General features: G+C 45.9%; 11 protein-coding genes. 9 read left to right on the top strand and 2 right to left on the bottom strand.

What is annotated here, in order from left to right; genetic code table 11:
• The first annotated feature begins 82 nt into the window (after positions 1-82).
• The 3 genes from LMH68_RS05770 (at position 83) to hldE (ending at position 5,966) form a co-directional block, all read left to right on the top strand.
• Positions 83-1,339: a methyl-accepting chemotaxis protein gene (locus tag LMH68_RS05770; protein WP_017067682.1), complete on the top strand. Its 1,257-nt coding sequence runs from the start codon at positions 83-85 to the stop codon at positions 1,337-1,339.
• Positions 1,340-1,564: 225 nt separating this feature from the next.
• The gene (glnE, locus tag LMH68_RS05765; protein ID WP_017062913.1) at positions 1,565-4,414 is read left to right on the top strand and encodes a bifunctional [glutamate--ammonia ligase]-adenylyl-L-tyrosine phosphorylase/[glutamate--ammonia-ligase] adenylyltransferase; all 2,850 of its coding nucleotides are present in this window, start codon (positions 1,565-1,567) and stop codon (positions 4,412-4,414) included.
• Between the two features lie 121 nt (positions 4,415-4,535).
• The gene (hldE, locus tag LMH68_RS05760) at positions 4,536-5,966 is read left to right on the top strand and encodes a bifunctional D-glycero-beta-D-manno-heptose-7-phosphate kinase/D-glycero-beta-D-manno-heptose 1-phosphate adenylyltransferase HldE (RefSeq protein WP_229647469.1); all 1,431 of its coding nucleotides are present in this window, start codon (positions 4,536-4,538) and stop codon (positions 5,964-5,966) included.
• Between the two features lie 167 nt (positions 5,967-6,133).
• On the opposite strand, the gene tolC is transcribed toward hldE, so the two are convergent.
• On the bottom strand, positions 6,134-7,459 hold the full coding sequence (gene tolC, locus LMH68_RS05755; RefSeq protein WP_017062911.1) for an outer membrane channel protein TolC: 1,326 nt from the start codon (positions 7,457-7,459) through the stop codon (positions 6,134-6,136).
• 227 nt (positions 7,460-7,686) lie between these two features.
• Here tolC and nudF point away from each other — a divergent pair, with 227 nt between their 5' ends.
• From nudF to parC, 6 genes are all read left to right on the top strand, one after another.
• Positions 7,687-8,316, top strand: a complete 630-nt coding sequence (gene nudF / locus LMH68_RS05750; RefSeq protein ID WP_229647468.1) for an ADP-ribose diphosphatase — start codon at positions 7,687-7,689, stop codon at positions 8,314-8,316.
• Between the two features lie 4 nt (positions 8,317-8,320).
• Positions 8,321-8,761, top strand: a complete 441-nt coding sequence (locus LMH68_RS05745; RefSeq protein ID WP_008222561.1) for a DUF1249 family protein — start codon at positions 8,321-8,323, stop codon at positions 8,759-8,761.
• Positions 8,762-8,820: 59 nt separating this feature from the next.
• Positions 8,821-9,645, top strand: a complete 825-nt coding sequence (cpdA, locus tag LMH68_RS05740; protein WP_108194883.1) for a 3',5'-cyclic-AMP phosphodiesterase — start codon at positions 8,821-8,823, stop codon at positions 9,643-9,645.
• Positions 9,646-9,676: 31 nt separating this feature from the next.
• Positions 9,677-10,282 (top strand): esterase YqiA, encoded by a 606-nt coding sequence (yqiA, locus tag LMH68_RS05735; protein ID WP_229647467.1) that lies wholly within the window; start codon positions 9,677-9,679, stop codon positions 10,280-10,282.
• 239 nt (positions 10,283-10,521) lie between these two features.
• Positions 10,522-12,402 (top strand): DNA topoisomerase IV subunit B, encoded by a 1,881-nt coding sequence (gene parE / locus LMH68_RS05730; protein WP_017061428.1) that lies wholly within the window; start codon positions 10,522-10,524, stop codon positions 12,400-12,402.
• A 3-nt stretch (positions 12,403-12,405) separates the two neighbouring features.
• Positions 12,406-14,664 (top strand): DNA topoisomerase IV subunit A, encoded by a 2,259-nt coding sequence (gene parC / locus LMH68_RS05725; protein WP_017067236.1) that lies wholly within the window; start codon positions 12,406-12,408, stop codon positions 14,662-14,664.
• A 102-nt stretch (positions 14,665-14,766) separates the two neighbouring features.
• Here parC and degS read toward each other — a convergent pair whose 3' ends face one another.
• Positions 14,767-15,831, bottom strand: coding sequence for an outer membrane-stress sensor serine endopeptidase DegS (gene degS, locus LMH68_RS05720; RefSeq protein ID WP_017061430.1), 1,065 nt, complete (start codon positions 15,829-15,831; stop codon positions 14,767-14,769).
• Between the last annotated feature and the right edge of the window lie 81 nt (positions 15,832-15,912).

The raw sequence follows: 15,912 nt of genomic DNA, 5'->3' as shown, positions 1-15,912 counted from the left end.
AATAAATCGCGAACTTTGACTGACATAGCCAACTCGCGGATATAGAAGCCATCAATATATAAGAATTAATGGAGAACTGACAATGACTAAACTGTCATTCAAGCCGTGGGAAAGGGTAATCTCTGACGTTCGTCTCGTTCCAAAAATGGTCATGTTGATGATATTCAGCACTATCTTGATCATTTCGAAGCAGCTTTGGGACGCAAGTACGTTTTACGATTCATTGCTTGCTGTAACCAACAATGCGCAAGTGGCACAGCAGCATTACGAGACTTACCTAGTTCAAGTGGCTTGGCAAACAGCCTTGATGATCATTGTGTTTGTGGTTCTTCTATTAGCAGCGGCGCGCGTTATGCTGCGTCAGACTCAATACCTTAATGACGCCATTAAAACCATGGCCGACAAGAACTTATCAGTGCCGATTCAAATGGACTGTAAAGATGAATACGGCGATGTGGCACGTGAACTCGAAAAAACTCGCGTTCAACTGAACGATATGATCAAAACTCAGGTGGCCTCTTCTGATGAGCTGTTTGCTCTGACGGAAGTGATGACCATCAGCATGTCTGAAACCAAAGAGTCAGCTCAAGAAGAGTTCAACGAGATCGATCAACTGGCAACAGCAATGAGTGAGATGACGTCGACGGTGCAAACTGTCGCTGAGCATGCACAAAGCGCTTCGTCATTGACTGAACAGGCATCAGGCCAAGCTCTTACTGGTCAGAAGTTCGTTCAAGGATCAGTGTCTAAGATGAGTGAGCTATCTTCAGATATCGCAGCATCTGCAGCAGCGGTAAACCAAGTAGAAGAACGCGTTGACTCAATTGGCAGTGTGGTTGGTACTATCCAAGGCATTTCAGAACAGACAAACCTACTAGCATTGAACGCTGCAATTGAAGCGGCACGTGCCGGTGAAGCGGGTCGTGGTTTTGCGGTTGTTGCTGATGAGGTTCGTAACCTTGCACAGCGCACTCAGCAAGCGACGGTAGAGATTCAAGACATGATCAGTCATCTACAAAGCAGCGCTAACTCTGCGGTAGAACTGATGGAGAAGAGTGTTGTTGAAGCGGCTGAAGGTGTTGATCTGGTGACTAACGCGGGAAGTGAGCTTGACGGCATTGTAAGCCAAGTCAATCAAATCAATGATATGAACTTCCAGATCGCGACCGCTGCAGGCCAACAGAGCAGTGTTGCTGAAGAGATGAGCATCAACCTGACCAATGTACGCGAGCTTGTTGAAGCTTCAGTTGTGGTGGTTGGTGAACTGCTCGAGACCTCTCAGCTTATGGAAAGTAACGCGCAAGAACTCGACGGTAAGATTAAGCAATTTAAGGTTTAGTCCTCAGCACCCAATCTTCATCCGTCAAAGGCTAATTCCCAGAGACTGTTTCTCGGTTGTAAGCTCAACCAGATAAGTTAATCGATAAAACGCCCACATTGCTAATGTGGGCGTTTTTTATTGGCGTAACTTTGGTATAACTTATCTTTAGTTATGAAAACTCGTTATTGAAGAACTGAATCGATAAACCGATTGTTCGGCGCGCAGCTTATACAAGGAAGAAACATGCCATTGCCTTCTCAACTCATCACTCACTCCCAGTCTGCTTTTGAGCAATTATTAGAGCATCAAAGTGAAGCCATCAATACTTGGTCTGAGCCACTGACTGAAGATCTTAAACGTGTACTCGGTTTAAGCTGTTTTATTGGTGATTGCCTGCAGCGTGATACGGTTTTATGTGGTGACTTACCTAATATGTTGGCATGCGAAGAACGCGCTGAAGGATACCGAGAACGCTTGGCTGAATTACTTTCTAGTTGCACCGATGAAATGAGCGGTCAGCGCGTGCTGCGTCAATTCCGAAATCGAGAAATGACCTACATTGCTTGGCGTGATTTTATGGGTTCGTGGGAGCTAGAGCAGAGCCTAAATCATCTATCGATGTTGGCTGAGGCGATGATCTTCGAAACCTACCAATGGCAGTACGATATTTGTTGTAAAGAGTGGGGCACACCTTGTAATGAACAAGGCGAAGCACAGCCGATGTTGATCATTGGTATGGGCAAGCTAGGGGGCGGTGAGCTTAACTTCTCTTCCGATATCGATCTGATCTTCACCTACCCAGAGAATGGTGAAACCCAAGGTGCAAGACGCAGCATTGCCAATGCGCAGTTCTTTACACGTCTCGGGCAACGTATTATTAAGGCGCTTGATCAGCAAACCTTCGATGGATTCTGTTATCGAGTAGACATGCGCCTGCGTCCATTCGGTGAGAGTGGTCCACTGGTCATGAGTTACGCTGCGCTAGAAGATTACTATCAAGAACAAGGTCGCGATTGGGAACGCTACGCTATGGTCAAAGCGCGTGTGATGGGCAGTGAGATGTACCCTGAGTATCAAGAGCTTCGCCAAATGCTACGCCCGTTTGTGTTCCGCCGTTATATTGATTTTAGTGCGATTCAATCTCTGCGCCGAATGAAGTCTATGATCAGCAGCGAAGTGCGTCGTCGTGGTCTCTCGAACAACATCAAGCTTGGCTCTGGTGGTATTCGTGAAGTTGAGTTTATCGCACAAGTCTTCCAATTGATTCGTGGTGGACGCGAGCCTAGCTTACGCGGTCGAGGGTTACTCGAAACCTTAAGTGCGATTGAATCCCTTCATCTGCTAGAGTCTGAAGAGGTGGGGCACCTACGTGAAGCTTATCTGTTTTTGCGTCGCCTTGAGAACCTGTTACAAGCCATGGCTGATAAGCAAACTCAAACCTTACCTGACGGTGAATTCGAACAACTGCAGCTTGCGGTTGCCATGCAATTTTCCGATTGGGATAGCTTGATTGTGGCAACTCGCGCCCATATGGCGAATGTACATACCGTGTTCGAAGACCTAATTGGCGTTGATGAAGATGACGCTAATCCGATCGCGAGCCACTTTAGCGAGTTGTGGGATATGGCCCATAAACCCGATGTAATTGAGCACGTGTTGGAACACGACATTGCGGTCGCGAGCCCGCCTGATGCGGCGAAAACGATCATTCAGTTTAAAGCCGATTTGGCTAAAAAGACTCTTGGCCCTCGTGGGCGGGAAGTCCTCAATCGACTGATGCCGAAAGTGTTTCAAGCGCTGTACACCGCTAAGGATGCCGAGTTTGGTTTGTCGCGAGTACTGCATCTGCTGCATAAAATCGTTACGCGTACCACTTACCTTGAACTACTAGATGAACACCCTGCCGCGTTGACTCAGCTAGTTCGCCTGTGTACGGCAAGCCCGATGATTTCGGAGCAGTTGGGTCGTTATCCAATTCTGTTAGATGAACTTATCGACCCTCAGCAACTCTACAATCCCGTGCCTTTAGAGTCTTACAAGACCGAGTTGCGTGATTATCTAGCCCGTATCCCTGAAGATGATATGGAGCAACAGATGGAAGGTCTGCGTCAGTTTAAGCAGACCTGTATATTGAGAATTGCAGCCGCGGATATTGCGGGTGCTCTACCTGTCATGAAGGTCAGTGATCACCTGACCTACTTAGCAGAAGCCATTGTGGAGGCGGGGGTCAATCAAGCTTGGTTACAAGTATCCGCCAAGTTTGGTGAACCGACCCATGTTAAAGATCGCGAAGGTCGCGGTTTTGCTGTCGTTGGTTATGGCAAAGTCGGTGGTTGGGAGCTTGGTTATAACTCCGATCTTGATATCGTGTTCATGCACGACTGCCCGGTACACATCTATACTGATGGAAAGAAAGAGATCGATGGACGCCAATTCTACTTAAGATTAGCGCAGCGTATTATTCATATTTTCTCGACCAGAACTGCTTCTGGCATTTTGTACGAAGTCGATACTCGCCTACGCCCTTCTGGTGCATCTGGTCTATTGGTGAGTCCAACCGATGCCTTTGACGAGTATCAGCACAATGACGCGTGGACATGGGAGCACCAGGCCCTCACTCGTGCTCGTATGATTTACGGTGATGACTTATTGGTATCTGCGTTTAACAAAACTAGGCATGAGGTTTTGTGCTTGCCACGAGATGAGGCAACACTCAAAAAGTCAGTTGTGGATATGCGTGAAAAAATGCGTGGCCATTTAGGCGGTAAAAAAGCCGATCGATTCATGCTTAAACAAGATGCGGGCGGTATTACTGATATTGAGTTCTTGGCGCAATACTTAGTGCTGAGATACAGCAACGAGAAACCTAAGCTTACTCGTTGGTGTGACAATGTGAGAATCTTTGAAAGCTTGTTGTCGCAAGGGATAATGGACGAGCAACAAGGTATGGCATTGACCAATGCGTACACCACATTAAGGGATGAAATCCACCACCGTAATCTACTTAACCTTGATGCGGATGTGGCGATTGAAAAGTTCGAAATGGAAAGAGAACATGTTGTTCAGGCATGGAAGCAGTGGATGGAAGCATAATTCAGTCATAGCGTAGCGAGTGCTATGTTTATCTTGATAGGCTTTTACTCATTTATCTGTAGTTTAGCCACTGTAATCAGTGTGCTAGACTCTAGCCAGATTCGATTTTTGGAGCTCAACAATGAAACCAATTCTACCTGACTACAGCCAATCAGGTGTTCTTATTGTCGGTGACGTAATGCTTGACCGTTACTGGTATGGCCCAACTGGCCGTATTTCACCAGAAGCACCAGTCCCCGTTGTGAAAGTAGAAAATAACGAAGAGCGTCCTGGTGGTGCTGCCAACGTAGCAATGAACATTGCCTCTCTTGGTGGGCATGCTCATGTTGTTGGTTTGACTGGTAAAGATGAGCCTGCTGAGGTGTTGAAAAGCACTTTAGGTGCTCTGAAGGTTAAGTGTGATTTCGTTGAGTTAGAAGACTATCCAACCATCACCAAACTACGAGTGATGAGCCGTGGTCAGCAGTTGATTCGCTTGGATTTTGAAGACAAATTCGAAAACACCAACCCAGAGCTTATTCTGTCTCGCATGGAGCAAGCCCTACCAAATGTACGTTCGGTTATCTTGTCAGATTACGCGAAAGGTGCATTAGAGCATGTGCAAAGTTTTATTCAAAAAGCTCGTGCGGCAAAGGTTCCGGTATTTATCGACCCGAAAGGTGCGGATTTAGAGCGCTACCGTGGTGCGACATTACTTACACCAAACATGGCAGAGTTTGAGCTGGTTGCAGGTAAAGTGAAATCAGAAGAAGATCTTATCGAGAAGGGTATTGCCTTGATCGAGAAGTATGACTTTGAAGCTCTATTGGTGACTCGCAGTGAAAATGGTATGACTTTATTACGTAAAGGTCAGGCACCATTCCACTTGCCAACCCAAGCGAAAGAAGTGTACGACGTAACTGGTGCTGGTGATACGGTTATCTCAGTACTGGCTGCTTCGGTGGCTGCGGGCAAACCTCTAGATGAAGCGTGTGCACTCGCGAATGCGGCGGCTGGTGTGGTAGTTGGCAAACTTGGTACATCGACACTGTCTACAATTGAGTTAGCGGAAGCGATTCACGGAAGCCAAGATACCGATTACGGCGTGATCTCTGAAGCGGCATTAGTTGAAGCGGTGAAACGTGCTCGTGAGAAAGGTGAGAAAGTGGTTATGACTAATGGTTGCTTTGATATTTTGCATGCCGGACATGTTTCTTACATGAACCATGCCGCTGAGTTGGGTGACCGTTTGATCGTTGCCGTTAATACTGATGAGTCAGTGAAACGCTTGAAAGGCCCAGGTCGCCCAGTGAACCCAACCGATCGTCGTATGGCGGTATTGGCTGGTTTAGGTGCGGTTGATTGGGTTGTTCCGTTTTCTGAAGATACGCCTCAACGTTTGATCTCTGAAGTATTGCCAAGCATTTTGGTGAAAGGTGGGGATTATAAACCTGAAGATATTGCTGGCGGTGCGGAAGTGATTGCGGCTGGTGGCGAAGTTAAAGTACTTAACTTTGAAGATGGTTGCTCTACAACTGAAATTATCAAAGCGATTAAAGGTGGTCGAGGTTAACCCTTCGCCTTCGAGTATAAAACCTTTAGCCTCAAGCTCATAGTCAGATTGTAAATCTAACTTTTGATAGATAATAAAAATGCCGCTCAATGAGCGGCATTTTTGTAACGGTAATCTAGTCGCTTTATTAAAGACTTTGATTAGAGTCTTTAACTAGGATTTAAGAATTACTTGCTTGCTACTTTTAGACCTGCGTTTACATCAACGATGTCTTGTTCGCTTAGTGTACCAACCGCTTGACGAAGCTGAAGAACACTTAGGATGTAGTTGTAACGAGCATCTGAAAGGTTTTTGTTCGCATCATATAGACGGCGAGTCGAATCTAGTACGTCAACGATAGTACGAGTACCCACATCAAAACCAGCTTCTGTTGCTTCTAGAGCAGACTGAGCTGAAACAACAGACTGTTCGTAAGCGCGTAGAGCACCAATAGAAGCTGTGATGTTGTTGTTGAAGGCACGTACGTCTTTTACAACGCTACGGTAAGTTGCTTCTAGATCTTCACTTGCTGCAACGTAGTTGTATTCAGCCTGTTTAGTCAAAGAAGTTGTGCTACCACCCGTATATAGAGGTACCACTAAGTTCAAGCCTAGGTTTAGGTTATCTTGATCATAATCAGTTGAGCTGTTTGATTGATCTGTAAGAGCGTAACTACCATCAAGAGTTAGGCTAGGTAGATGACCAGAGCTTGCTAGAGAGATGTTATCTTTTGCTACGTCTTGAGAGATACGAGCAGCAAGTAGACTAAGGTTCTTTTGCTCTGCTTGTTCAACCAGTGCAATCGCAGACTCAGAAGATTTGCTTGCTGAGAAACGGTCAGTGTCTAGGATGCTTAGGTTAGAGTGTTCTTGACCTGTAATCTCACGTAGACCTTCGTAGTTATTAATCAGAGTGTTCTCTGCTAAAACTTCATCAGCTAAAACAGCATCGTATTGAGCTTGCGCATCATGTACATCGGTGATTGCTGAAAGACCTACTTCAAAGCGCTGTTTTGTTTGCTCTAGTTGGCGAGCAACCGCTGCTTTTTCTGCACGAACGAACTCTAGGTTATCTTGAGCACGCAGTACTTCGAAGTATGCTGTTGCTACACGCAGGATCAAAGCTTGTTGCTCTGCTGCATACGCTGAATCAGCCTGACGAGCGGTTTTCTCTGCTGTATCTAACGAGATCCATGAAGAGCGTTGATAAAGTTCTTGAGTGAAGCCGATCGCTGCTCCCCAAGTGTTATTATCAATACTTGAGCTACCTGAACCAGAAGTATCTCTGTCACCACGGTTAATGTCGTAGTTCGCTGTTAGGTTAATTTGTGGTAGCAAATCACTACGGCTTGACGTTACTGCTTCAAAAGCGGCATCGCGCTGCGCTGCTGAACGAAGAAGTTGTGGATCGTTCTGTTTTGCTTGGTCGTAAACTTCAGCTAGCGTATCAGCAAAAGCTGACGAACTCAGGCTGCCAATTGCTGCACTGATAAATAGTGGAAGCAGTTTTTTCATTTTCCTATTCCTGCCTTTTATGGAATTTTCTTTAGAAGAGTTTAACCCAGTTTGGTGGTAATTTACTCGAAACTTTGCACTTTTTTACAGTTAACTGTCCACTTGTGCAATATTTATTTTTTAAAGCTTAACTTTAATTATAAATTTTATATAAAAAGTTGAACCTTATCCTTGGTAGTTAACTCGGACAATGAGTAAACTATAAAGATCACTTAGTGAGGTACCAAATGCAACAGTATGACAATCAACGACATGAGTTTACTCCGCAAGATGTGGAAATAGTCTCAAAAGAGACGCTGTTTCGTGGTTTTTTCAAAATGGTCAAGTACAAATTTAAACATAGACTATTTGAGGGAGGCTGGAGCCAACCAATAGAGCGTGAGATGTTTGAGCGTGGACATGCTGCCGCTTTGCTACCTTATGATCCTGTGCGTGATGAAGTGGTGATCGTCGAACAGATCCGTGTCGGAGCCCTAGAGCATGAGAACCCATGGCAATACGAAATTGTTGCTGGGATCATTGATACGGACGAATCGCCACAAGACGTCGCTCGTCGTGAAGCAATGGAAGAAGCCGGAGTCGAAGTCGGATCTGTATTGCCTATTACTTCGTATTATCCTTCATCTGGTGGTTGCTCTGAAAAGCTCGACGTCTTTGTTGGCTGTGTTGATGCAACGACAGCCAAAGGGGTACACGGATTGGACTACGAAGGTGAAGACATTCGTGTACAAGTGATGAGTCGCGAAGCTGCTTATCAGTTGGTAAAAGATGGTGTATTTGAAAATGGAGCCACGATCATTGCGCTACAGTGGCTACAATTGAACTACCAAGAATTACAGTCAGAGTGGATAGATTAACGTCATGCCAAATATCGCGGTCAAAAAACCGTATCATGTTGATCTTGCTGAATTGATGCGAGTTTACGAGACTAACTATGCCAAACTGAACGCTTTGTTACCGGTTGGGCATGAGGTTGGTGACGTTCGCTGTTACCAAGCCGTTAATATGGTGTATCAATTGACAGTGAATGAGGTCACAAAATACACCACATTAATAGATATATGTCAGAGTGATGCGATGCCAGTGTTTCCTTTGCCAAAAATGTCTGTCAGGCTATATCACGACGCTCGAGTTGCAGAAGTGTGCGCTAGCGGGGATTTTTCGCGAGTCAAAGCGAAATATGACTACCCCAACACTAAGCTTCTGCAAAAGGACGAGAAATTTCAATTGAATAAATTTCTTGGGGAATGGTTAACGTTTTGTTTAAAAACGGGTATCAGCCGAACCCCAATTGCCTTTTAATTGAGCCTATTTATCAACACTTTTAAAGTCTAAACAGTAACGTATCTGGATTTGTTATTTTGGAATTATCACACACTTCAAAATTTGATGAGAGCACTATTAAGCTTGTGCAGCTAACGGACACGCATTTATTTGCGCCGAGCAATGGCAGCTTATTAAGCATCAACACTCAAGATAGCTTTCGTGCTGTAGTCGATGGCATTGTTAGTCAGGGCTTTGACTATCAAGCGATTTTAGCAACCGGTGATATATCTCAAGATCACAGTGCTGAGTCGTACCAGAAATTTGAGTCAGGGATTCAGCCTTTGGAAAAGCCATGCTATTGGCTGCCAGGGAACCATGACTTTAAGCCTAATATGGGCAGTGTTTTACCATCACCACAAATACAGTGTGTTGAGCATGTCTTGCTAGGCGATAACTGGCAGATGGTGATGCTAGACTCGCAGGTGGTTGGTGTGCCTCATGGTCGCCTCAGCGATCAACAGCTTGACCTATTAGAACAGAAGCTGACGGAGTTCCCTGAACGTAATACCTTGGTTCTATTGCACCACCATCCATTGTTGGTTGGCAGCGCATGGTTAGATCAACATAACCTAAAAGACGCCGATCAATTTTGGGATGTGGTTCAACAGCATACCAATGTCAAAGCGGTACTGTGTGGCCACGTTCATCAAGACATGAATCGAGATCATCATGGTGTGCAAGTCATGGCAACCCCGTCGACTTGTGTGCAATTCAAACCTAATTCAGATGACTTCGCGGTTGATACATTGTCTCCGGGTTGGAGAGAGATTGAATTACATCAAGATGGCACAGTAAGCACTCAAGTGCGCCGCTTGCCTAATGGGCAGTTCTTACCTGATTTTGAAGCGGGTGGTTATTGATGTTAGTGATTATTGTTGTAGGAGGCTATTAATGTCCGGTTCTAATCAGCAAGTCGCTAAGCCATCATTGCTTCTCTATATTCATGGGTTTAACAGTTCATCTCGTTCTCATAAAGCGAATGTGATGGCTAATTACTGTGCGGAGCATCGGGCTGATATTAAAGTCGTCACTCCTCAACTGCCGAGTTTCCCTCAGCAAGCGGCACTTCATCTGCAACATCTGGTGGAACAATATAAAGAGCAATATCAGATTGCATTGGTCGGTAGCTCATTGGGTGGCTATCTTTCAACATGGCTGAATAGTCATTATGGTTTTAAAGCGGTTGTTGTAAATCCAGCAGTGAAGCCGTATGAGCTTCTTGCCGACTATTTGGGTGAACAAGTAAACCCATACACACATGAGCGATATGTACTGGAAACAAAGCATATTGATGAACTGAAGGCGTTAGAGGTTCCGGCTATCGCTAAGCCGAGCGACTTCTGGTTACTTCAGCAAACGGAAGACGAAGTTCTGGATTACCGACAAGCGGTAGAGAAGTACCAAGGTGCAACACAGACAGTAGAAGAGGGCGGGGATCATAGCTTTGTTGATTTTGAACGCTACCCACAACAAATCATCACCTTTCTAAATCTTTAATCTGTTCCACCAACCAAGTGATTTTCTCTTGTTTGCCTGTTATTTCATCTATCAATGGTGAAATATCATAGTTTGATGTCTTAGTTTTTGAACTAGCTTGACATCATTACTCAGCTTCCAGACTATATTCCCCAATACTTCGCTCGTTCGCTCTACTATGACGGTTCATAGTAATGATTCTGCTTTAGTGAAACTGGAGCCAGCGAACTGACGCAAACTTTTTGAGTAAACTCCGTATTATGACTGAACAATATAATGCAAAAGACCTCGAGGTACTTGAAGGTCTCGACCCTGTGCGACACCGCCCGGGAATGTATACCGAGACAGAAAGACCTAACCACCTTGCCCAAGAAGTCATTGATAACTCGGTCGATGAAGCACTAGCGGGACACGCTAAGAAGATCAAAGTGGTACTTCATGCAGACCAATCGTTAGAAGTTACCGATGACGGCCGTGGTATGCCTGTCGATATCCACCCTGAAAAAGGGATCTCAGGTGTTGAGCTGATTTTAACTAAGCTCCACTCTGGCGGTAAATTCTCGAATAACAACTATAAGTTCTCTGGTGGTCTGCACGGTGTAGGTATCTCGGTTGTAAACGCGCTGTCAAAACGTGTTGAAGTGACCGTACGCCGAGAAGGTCAGGTTCACGAGATCGCACTTGAAGGCGGTCATGCAGTAACAGAGCTTACTGTGACGGGCACTTGTGGTCATCGTAACAGTGGTACATCAGTACATTTCTGGCCTGATCCTAAGTACTTCGATAGCCCTAAATTCTCGACACTTCGTCTGATTAACAACCTACGTGCAAAAGCAGTGCTTTGCCCAGGTTTAGAAATTACCTTTATCGACAAAGTCGGTGGTGAAGAGCATAAATGGTTCTATGAAGATGGTCTAAAAGACTACCTTGCCGAAGGCGTGAAAGGTTACACCTTGCTGCCTGAAGAACCGTATGTTGGCGAATTCGTTGCTGAAACAGAAATGGCAAACTGGGCGATCATTTGGCAGCCAGAAGGCGGTGATATGATCACCGAAAGTTACGTGAACTTAGTACCGACTAAACAAGGTGGTACACACGTGAACGGTCTTCGCCAAGGTCTGCTTGATGCAATGCGTGAGTTCTGTGAATTCCGTAATTTGCTGCCGCGTGGCGTTAAGCTAACGGGCGACGATATCTTCGATCGCTGTTCGTACGTACTGTCGGTGAAGATGCAAGATCCGCAGTTTGCTGGTCAAACAAAAGAGCGCTTGTCTTCACGTCAAACTGCTGCGTTTGTGTCTGGTGTGGTAAAAGATGCGTTTAGCCTGTGGTTGAACGAAAAGCCACAACTGGCAGAACAGCTAGCAGAAGCTTGTATTGCGAATGCCCACCGCCGTATGCGCGCAAGCAAAAAGGTTGTGCGTAAGAAAATCGCTTCAGGCCCAGCACTGCCGGGTAAGCTAACTGACTGTTCAGTTCAAGACTTAAGCCGTACCGAAATCTTCTTCGTGGAAGGGGACTCGGCGGGGGGTTCTGCTAAACAAGCACGTGATCGTGAGTTCCAAGCAGTTATGCCACTTCGCGGTAAGATCCTAAATACATGGGAAGTGTCAGCAGACCAAGTATTGGCTTCGCAAGAAGTGCACGACATCTCGGTGGCTCTAGGCATCGACCCGGACAACGATGATTTATCCGGCCTGCGTTACGGTAAGATCTGTATCCTTGCCGATGCGGACTCGGATGGTCTTCATATCGCGACACTGCTGTGTGCTTTGTTTACTCGCCATTTCCATGCATTAGTTGAAGCGGGTCATATCTATGTGGCAATGCCTCCTCTGTATCGTATCGATTGCGGTAAAGAAGTGTTCTACGCACTTGATGACGCAGAGAAAGACGGTGTGCTTGAGCGACTATCGCAGAAGAAAGCCAAGATCAACGTGCAACGATTCAAAGGTCTGGGTGAAATGAACCCACTTCAGTTGCGTGAAACCACCATGGATCCAAACACTCGTCGCCTTGTGCAGTTAACGATTGATGACAGCGAAGCAACCAACGAGATGATGGACATGCTGCTTGGTAAGAAACGTGCAGATGATCGCCGTACATGGCTACAGACTAACGGTGATATGGCCGAGGTATAATGGATGTCTAACGAAATTACATATGATGGCGTTGAACAGCTGCCAATGCGCAAGTTCACCGAAGATGCCTACTTAAATTACTCAATGTACGTGATCATGGATCGTGCATTGCCGTATATCGGTGATGGCTTGAAGCCAGTACAGCGTCGTATTATCTACGCGATGTCTGAGCTAGGCTTATCGGCTGCATCGAAATACAAAAAATCAGCACGTACCGTTGGTGACGTATTAGGTAAGTATCACCCACATGGTGACTCTGCTTGTTACGAAGCGATGGTATTGATGGCGCAGCCTTTCTCTTACCGCTACCCATTGGTAGATGGTCAAGGTAACTGGGGTGCTCCTGATGATCCGAAATCGTTCGCTGCGATGCGTTATACCGAAGCCAAATTATCTAAGTTTGCTGAGGTTCTTCTAGGTGAACTAGGTCAAGGCACTGTTGACTGGCAACCAAACTTTGATGGCACGATGAAAGAGCCTCAAATGTTGCCTGCTCGCCTACCTCACATCCTACTTAACGGTATTACAGGTATCGCGGTAGGTATGGCGACCGATATTCCACCACACAACGTGCGTGAAGTCGCTAATGCAGCCATTCACCTAATTGATACGCCTAAGTCTGAGCTTTCAGACGTGATGGGTTTCATTCAAGGTCCAGATTACCCGACTGAAGCTGAGATTATCTCCCCGAAATCGGACATCGAAAAGATCTACCGTACTGGACGTGGCAGCATCAAGATGCGCGCGGTTTGGCACAAGGAAGGCTCTGATATTGTTATCACGGCTTTACCTCATCAAGTGTCAGGTGCGAAGTTACTTGAGCAAATCGCTAACCAGATGCGCGCTAAGAAGCTGCCAATGGTTGACGACTTGCGAGATGAATCGGATCACGAGAACCCAACGCGTATCGTTGTCGTTCCTCGTTCGAATCGTATCGACTGTGACCAATTGATGAGTCACCTGTTCGCGTCGACGGATCTAGAGAAAAACTTCCGCGTTAACTTGAACATGATTGGTTTAGATAATCGTCCTCAAGTTAAAGGCTTAGTTCAAATCCTGAAAGAGTGGATCGAGTTCCGTCGCACAACGGTTCGCCGTCGTTTGCAGTACCGTTTAGATAAAGTACTGGCACGCTTGCACATCTTAGAAGGTTTGCTTGCTGCTTATCTTAATATCGATGAAGTGATTGAGATCATTCGTACAGAAGACGAACCATGTCCTGTCCTAATGAGCCGTTTCAACATTTCTGAAATTCAAGCCAATGCGATTCTTGATATTAAACTTCGTAACTTAGCTAAGTTAGAAGAGTTTAAAATCCGAGCGGAACAAGAAGAGCTTGAAGCTGAACGTGAGAAGCTTGAAAAGCTACTCGGTTCAGAGCGTCGCTTGAATACGCTGATCAAGAAAGAAATCCAAGCAGATGCGGATAAATACGGCGATGATCGTCGTTCACCTCTGATTGAGCGCGCTGAAGCGAAAGCGCTAACAGAGCGCGACTTAGTACCAAGCGAACCAATCACGGTTGTGTTGTCTGAGAAAGGTTGGATTCGTCATGCCAAGGGGCATGAAGTTGACGCTGAAGGTTTGAACTACAAATCGGGTGATAAATTCTTAGCGAGTGCTAAGGGTAAGAGTAACCAGCAAGCGGTGTTCCTCGGCAGTGATGGTCGAAGCTACTCCCTTGAGTCACATTCATTACCGTCGGCGCGAAGCCAAGGTGAGCCAATTACAGGCCGCTTGAACGTCAGCCCAGGTACTTCTATTCGCCAAGTGGTGATGGGAGAGAATGAACAATTATGGTTAGTCGGTTCTGATGCAGGTTATGGTTTTGTTTGTAAGGGTAGCGATCTGCTGTCCAAGAACAAGAGCGGTAAAGCCTTGGTTAACTTGCCACAAGCTTCTGAAGTGATGATGCCAAGCCCTATTGCTGACTTGGACAGTAATCAGATTCTGGCGATTACTAACCAAGGTCGTATGTTGTTGTTCCCGATTAAAGATCTCCCTCAGCTGAGCAAAGGTAAAGGCAACAAGATCATCAACATCCCTTCTGCGAAAGCAAAAGAGCGTGAAGAGTTTGTCTCACATCTTATGGCTATCCCAGAGAATGCGACGCTGACTATCTACGCCGGTAAACGTAAGCTTGGTTTGAAACCTGCGGATCTTGAAAACTTCCGTGGTGAACGTGGTCGTCGTGGTGGTCTACTGCCTAGAGGACTACAGCGAGTGACTCGCATCGATATCGAAGAGCAAAGTGAATCGTAGAGATACTTGAAACAATCTTTAGATAAAAGAAAACCCAGCCTATGAGCTGGGTTTTTTGTACTTGTGTATTAGCAGCTTGAATCATTGCTTACAGAGTTTGCTCTACAGGCGAGTATCTTCGGCGATGGTCACCTTTAAGGTTTTGCTTTCACCTTGGCGCAATATACCCACATCGATAACTGTACCAGGTCGCAGGTCGGTAACGATGTCCATTACACTCTGGCGACCATTTACTTGGTTATCGTTGATACTGACAATAATGTCTTGAGCTTCAAAACCCGCATCGGCAGCCGGACCATTAGGGTCTATCCCCAACACAACGATCCCGCCGATATTCTTAGTACCCAACATGCGTGAGGTGACTGAGTTGATGTCTTGTCCATCGATACCAATATAGCCACGAATCACACGACCATCGGCGATGATCTTTTCCATGATTTTATTAGCAAGCGGATAGGGGATAGCGAATGAGATCCCATAGGTTTCCATGTCGGTAGCTTGCTGGAAAGAGGCGGTATTGATACCGACTAGCTCACCTTGTGAGTTCACCAGTGCGCCACCTGAGTTACCTTCATTGATTGCCGCATCGGTCTGGATAAAGGCTTGATGGCCATCGGCACTGATCGAAGAACGGCCGGTTGCAGAGATGATACCAAAGGTTGTTGTTTGACCTAGGTTGTATGGGTTACCGATAGCCAGTACAACATCACCGACATTGGCTTTGTAATTAGGATTGAGTGGGATCACCGGTAGATTATCACCGCTGACTCTAAGTATCGCGATATCGGTGCGTTTGTCTGAACCGACAAGTTGCGCAGCTGCTACTCGGCCATCTTGAAGTGCCACAACTATTTGGTCTGCTTGAGCCACCACATGGAAGTTGGTAATGATGTAGCCTTTCTCGCTAACAATCACCCCAGAGCCCAAACCTTGTGTGAGCAGTTTGTTTCGATCGCTTTCAGCGTATTTACGGCTATAAATGTTAACCACTGCAGGCGCCGCGCGGCGAACTGCTTGGTTAAATGAAATCTGAAGAGAGCCAATATTATCGACTTTAGGGCTAGTGACGTCAGCGACAATCGCTGGTCTTAAGCTCGGGAAGGCGAGAAGAATAAGCGCCGCTGAAACGAGTCCAAGGGAAATAGAACGAAATAGAAAGGACAGCATGTTTCCCTCTTCAACAAGTAAGGTGTGAAGCCTCCATCAATGGATGACTGATTTGATTACAAGTGAAGCATAGCATTTTGA

Origin of the sequence: Vibrio sp. F13, from assembly GCF_020806305.2 — a bacterium.
Classification (GTDB): Bacteria; Pseudomonadota; Gammaproteobacteria; order Enterobacterales; family Vibrionaceae; genus Vibrio; species Vibrio crassostreae_C.
The sequence above is the reverse complement of the archived record's forward strand: the minus strand, read 5'-3'. Positions and strand labels throughout refer to the sequence as shown.

What these genes read in the sequence shown, in the direction of transcription:
- LMH68_RS05770 (WP_017067682.1), top strand. Translation starts at nt 83, where the DNA reads ATGACTAAACTGTCATTCAAGCCGTGGGAAAGGGTAATCTCTGACGTT.
- glnE (WP_017062913.1), top strand. Translation starts at nt 1,565, where the DNA reads ATGCCATTGCCTTCTCAACTCATCACTCACTCCCAGTCTGCTTTTGAG.
- hldE (WP_229647469.1), top strand. Translation starts at nt 4,536, where the DNA reads ATGAAACCAATTCTACCTGACTACAGCCAATCAGGTGTTCTTATTGTC.
- tolC (WP_017062911.1), bottom strand. Translation starts at nt 7,459, where the DNA reads ATGAAAAAACTGCTTCCACTATTTATCAGTGCAGCAATTGGCAGCCTG.
- nudF (WP_229647468.1), top strand. Translation starts at nt 7,687, where the DNA reads ATGCAACAGTATGACAATCAACGACATGAGTTTACTCCGCAAGATGTG.
- LMH68_RS05745 (WP_008222561.1), top strand. Translation starts at nt 8,321, where the DNA reads ATGCCAAATATCGCGGTCAAAAAACCGTATCATGTTGATCTTGCTGAA.
- yqiA (WP_229647467.1), top strand. Translation starts at nt 9,677, where the DNA reads ATGTCCGGTTCTAATCAGCAAGTCGCTAAGCCATCATTGCTTCTCTAT.
- parE (WP_017061428.1), top strand. Translation starts at nt 10,522, where the DNA reads ATGACTGAACAATATAATGCAAAAGACCTCGAGGTACTTGAAGGTCTC.
- parC (WP_017067236.1), top strand. Translation starts at nt 12,406, where the DNA reads ATGTCTAACGAAATTACATATGATGGCGTTGAACAGCTGCCAATGCGC.
- degS (WP_017061430.1), bottom strand. Translation starts at nt 15,831, where the DNA reads ATGCTGTCCTTTCTATTTCGTTCTATTTCCCTTGGACTCGTTTCAGCG.